Source organism: Conexibacter stalactiti, from assembly GCF_033542075.1.
Lineage (GTDB): Bacteria > Actinomycetota > Thermoleophilia > Solirubrobacterales > Solirubrobacteraceae > Conexibacter > Conexibacter stalactiti.
This window is the reverse complement of the sequence record NZ_JAWSTH010000247.1, coordinates 1-516: the sequence shown is the minus strand read 5'-3', so window position 1 is coordinate 516 and position 516 is coordinate 1. Positions and strand designations below refer to the sequence as shown.

1 protein-coding gene is annotated in these 516 nt (G+C 65.9%); it reads right to left on the bottom strand.

Translation table 11 applies throughout. The features are described 5' to 3' along the window. Positions 1–516 (bottom strand): flagellin N-terminal helical domain-containing protein (locus tag R7226_RS31590; RefSeq protein ID WP_318601539.1); only part of this gene is annotated, 516 nt, incomplete at both ends.

The window sequence follows — 516 nt, the reverse complement described above, 5'->3', positions numbered from 1 at the left end:
CGCGTCGGCTCTCAGCGTGCCGACGGCGGTGCCGAGCGAGATCAGCGTCGCCTCGATCGTCTCGCCGTCGTTGGCGCCGACCTGGAACGACACTCTGGTCGTTCTGCCGTCCAGCAGCTGGATGCCGTTGAACTGCGCCGTCGTACCGATGCGCTCGATCTCGTCTCTCAGCTGCACGACCTCGCCCGAGATCGCGTCTCTGTCAGCTCTCGCCAGCGTGCCGTTCTGGTACTGGACCGCGAGCTCACGCACGCGCTGCAGCATGCTGTGGACCTCAGTCAGCGAACCTTCCGCCGTCTGGACGAGCGAGATGCCGTCCTGGACGTTGCGGCGGGCCTGATCGAGACCACCGATCTGACCACGCAGCTTCTCCGAGATCGCGAGGCCGGCAGCGTCGTCAGCCGCGCGGTTGATCCGCAGGCCGCTGGAGAGACGCTCCATCGACTTGCCGAGCTTGCCGCTCGTGTGCTCGAGGTTACGGTGAGCGTTGAACGCCTCGACGTTCGTGTTGATACG